The organism is Mycobacterium sp. (assembly GCF_035623875.1).
GTDB lineage: Bacteria > Actinomycetota > Actinomycetes > Mycobacteriales > Mycobacteriaceae > Mycobacterium.
The window spans coordinates 1-3640 of the sequence record NZ_DASPSP010000320.1 but is presented as its reverse complement, the minus strand read 5'-3'; the positions used below and the strand labels follow the sequence as shown (position 1 = coordinate 3640).

The window sequence follows — 3640 nt, the reverse complement described above, 5'->3', positions numbered from 1 at the left end:
GCAATTGGACGCGATCCGCGCGGACCGGTCGCTGCTTCCGGCGGCCATCGAAGAGGGTGTGCGGTGGGAACCACCATTGTTGACCATCACCCGGGTGGCGACCCGCGACACCGAACTCGGTGGGGTGGCGATCCCGGCTGGGGCGACGGTGATGCCGATGCTGGGTTCGGCGAACCGGCAGGAAGATCGCTATCCCGATCCCGACACGTTCGACATTCACCGACAGGCTCGGGCGCATCTGGGTTGGGGGCACGGTGTGCACGTGTGCCTGGGCATGCACTTGGCACGGCTCGAAATGCGCACCGCCGTCAATCTTCTGCTCGACCGGCTGCCGAATCTTCGGCTGGACCCCGACGGGAACGACCCGCATATCCGCGGGCAAGTCTTCCGGTCGCCGACGTCGCTGCCGGTGCTGTTTGATGCCCGGTAGCCAACCCCGCAGAGGTTGCACCTTGTCAGTCGGCTAGTTTCCAGTAAGGCTCTCCGTAGGGTAACCAGTGCTCTGCGGGATGCCCGTCTAACGAGTCAGAAGAGAGTGACAGACATGACTGAGGCTGTAAAGGTCCGCTTCGAGCCGAAGATGATGATCGACGGCAAGCTCGTCGACGGCCAGGCCGGCACGTTCACCAACATCAATCCGGCAACCGAGGAGCCGATCGGGGAAGTCGCCGACGCGTCGAAGGAGGACATGCACCGGGCCATCGACGCTGCTCGGCGGGCTTTCGACGAGACCGATTGGTCGACCAACAGGGCGCTCCGTCAGCGCTGCCTGTTGCAGCTGCACGAGGCGATAGACGCCGAGCGCGAAGAGTTGCGCGAGGAGCTCATTCTCGAAGTTGGCGCGCCCCGGGCGATCACCTTCGGCCCCCAGCTGGATGCCCCGTTGGAAGACGGGCTACGGTATCCCGCCAAGCTGATCGACGAGTACCCCTGGGAGACCGACCTGGGCGACAAGACGATCAGCCTCACCGGAACGCTGACCACCCGCAAAGTTTGGCGCGAACCGGTCGGAGTGGTCGGCGCCATTGTTCCGTGGAACTTCCCGTTCGAGGTCACCATCAACAAGATCGGCCAGGCGCTGGGTACCGGCAACACAGTGGTACTCAAGGCGGCGCCGGACACCCCGTTCAATGCCACCCGTCTGGGCCGGCTGATCGCCGAGAAGACTGACATCCCGGCGGGCGTCGTCAACGTCGTCACCGCGTCGGATCACCTGGTGGGTGAGGAACTCACCCTGTCGCCGAAAGTCGACCTGATCTCGTTCACCGGCTCTACTGCGGTCGGCAAGCGAATCATGGAAAAGGGCGCCGCGACAATGAAGCGGCTGTTCCTGGAGCTCGGCGGCAAGTCGGCCACCATCGTGCTCGAGGACGCCGATTTCGGGTTGGCATGTGCGATCGGAATCGCGCCGTGCATGCACGCCGGCCAGGGCTGTGCCAACCCCACCCGGATGCTGCTGCCGCGGTCGCGCTACGACGAGGGTGTGGCGATCCTCAAGAGCATCTACGAGAACGTCATGCCGGGAGACCCCCAAGACCCCGGAACCCTATGCGGCCCGGTGATCTCGGATAAACAGCGCAAGCGGGTGCTGGGCTACATCAGCAAGGGCGTCGAAGAAGGTGCCACGGCGCTGGTCGGTGGGCCCGATGCGCCCACCGGCTTCGACAAGGGGTTCTACGTCAGGCCAACGCTTTTCGTCGACGTCGACAACTCCATGACGATCGCCCAGGAGGAGATCTTCGGCCCGGTGCTGTCCGTCATCCCGTTCGACGACGAGGAGGACGCCATCCGAATCGCCAACGACAGCCCATACGGGCTGGCCGGCAACGTGATGTCCGGCTCGCTGGAGCATTCGCTGGCCGTGGCCCGCCGGATCCGGGCCGGCTTCATCGGCGTCAACGGCGGCGCTCCGTACGGCGCTGACACGCCGTTCGGCGGATACAAATACAGCGGGGTCGGACGCCAGAACGGCGTCGCCGGATTCGACCAGTACACCGAGATCAAGTCCGTGGGGTATCCCGCCGGGTAGGTCAGATGTGATTGCCCGCCTCCTCGCCGGGGACTCGGCTACCTTGTTCCCGTGACCAAGGCGCGTGGGCGTGCACAGGAGCAGCCAACGAGCGCGCGCAGGTTGTCGATTCAATATTCGGCTGGCCTGGCGTTCGCCCACCTGCTGGCGGTTGGCGATGCCGCCGCGATCGTGATACCGCTACACGGCCAAACAACGAGCGGACCGTATGCCTACTTCGGCGTAAAGAACATGATAATTGCGGCGATCCTTGTTCTGTTGGGAGCCGCTGCCGTCGCGGTCGGTGGTGCCATGAGCCTCGCTCCGGTACTGCGGTGGTTTGTTCAGGGCCGGCAACCCAATCCGGATGAACGACGCACGGCGACGGGGCTCGTCAAGCGACAATCGCTGATCCTGGCGGCAACCTGGGCCGCAAGTGGCGTGATTTTCCTCGCGCCAAACCTTGACGGCGGTGTGACGCTCGCGGCCGCAACCCTGATGGCGGTCGTGCTCGGCGGCAGTGCGGCGGCGGGGCTAAGCCTTCTGCTCGTCCAGCGCTCTCTTCGGCCAATCTTCGTCGCCGCGACCCAGGGCTCTGAAGGTGTCGTGATAGCACCACGCGTGCTCACTCGACTCGTGGGCATGTGGTTATTGGGTTGTGGGCTACCCTGCGCGGCGATCGTCACTCTGATCGTCATTCGTTCGAATGGTTGGATTATTCACAGGACGGCATCGGTGGAGATGCCCATTCTGGTGGTAACGCTGGCCGCGGTGTTACTGGGGCTTCCAATAATGATCCTGACATCCCGGTCGATTTCGGACCCGGTTCGAGAGGTCGTCGACGCGATGGCGCAGGTCCAGCAGGGCCGTATCGACACCTTCGTCGGAGTCTACGAGCGTTCTGAAATCGGGCGTCTGCAAAGCGGATTCAACCGGATGGTTGCTGGGATCGCCGAACGCGACCGGTTACGGGACCTGTTCGGCCGTCACGTCGGGGCGGATGTGGCCCGACGCGCCGTCGAAGAGGGCACTTCGCTGTCCGGCGATGTACGAGAGGCGGCAATCCTTTTCATCGACCTGGTGGGGTCGACCACGTTGGCGGCCAGCCGGTCGCCGCAAGAGGTCGCCGAGGTACTCAACGACTTCTTCCGCATCGTCGTCAGCGCCGTCGACGAGCGGCATGGCTTGATCAACAAGTTCCAAGGAGATGCCGCGCTGGCGGTCTTCGGGGCGCCGTTGCCCGCAGATGGAGCCGTGTCGGCGGCGTTGGCCACCGCGCGTAGCCTGCGCAGCCAGCTGCGTCGGCTACCCGTCGTCGACTTCGGGATAGGCGTCTCGGCGGGGCCGGTATTCGCCGGAAACATCGGCGCCGAAAACCGCTATGAATACACCGTCGTCGGCGATGCAGTGAACGAGGCTGCGCGGCTGGCAGATTTCGCAAAAGCGTTGGACCGGCGGATTGTGTGTTCAGCCGCTGCGATAGACCGCGCCGACCCGGCTGAGCGCCGGCTTTGGATCGCACAGGGTGACACCGTGCTGCGCGGCCGCTCCGAGTCCACCCGCATCTGGACGCCCGCGGCTGACAGCTGAGTGCATGTGCTTACCGCTGAACGATTCTCGGCGCTATTGGTC

3 protein-coding genes are annotated in these 3640 nt (G+C 64.5%); all 3 read left to right on the top strand.

Features of this window, described 5'->3' with window-relative positions:
• Positions 1–430, top strand: a 430-nt coding sequence (locus VEI45_RS25605) for a cytochrome P450 (RefSeq protein WP_324857507.1), incomplete at its 5' end; no start/stop codon positions are given.
• A 114-nt stretch (positions 431–544) separates the two neighbouring features.
• A complete protein-coding gene (locus tag VEI45_RS25600) occupies positions 545–2029 on the top strand; it encodes an aldehyde dehydrogenase family protein (RefSeq protein ID WP_324857505.1) in 1485 nt (494 codons plus the stop codon).
• Between the two features lie 126 nt (positions 2030–2155).
• Positions 2156–3598: an adenylate/guanylate cyclase domain-containing protein gene (locus tag VEI45_RS25595; protein WP_324857509.1), complete on the top strand. Its 1443-nt coding sequence runs from the start codon at positions 2156–2158 to the stop codon at positions 3596–3598.
• Positions 3599–3640 lie beyond the last annotated feature (42 nt).

What these genes read in the sequence shown, in the direction of transcription:
- VEI45_RS25600 (WP_324857505.1), top strand. Translation starts at nt 545, where the DNA reads ATGACTGAGGCTGTAAAGGTCCGCTTCGAGCCGAAGATGATGATCGAC.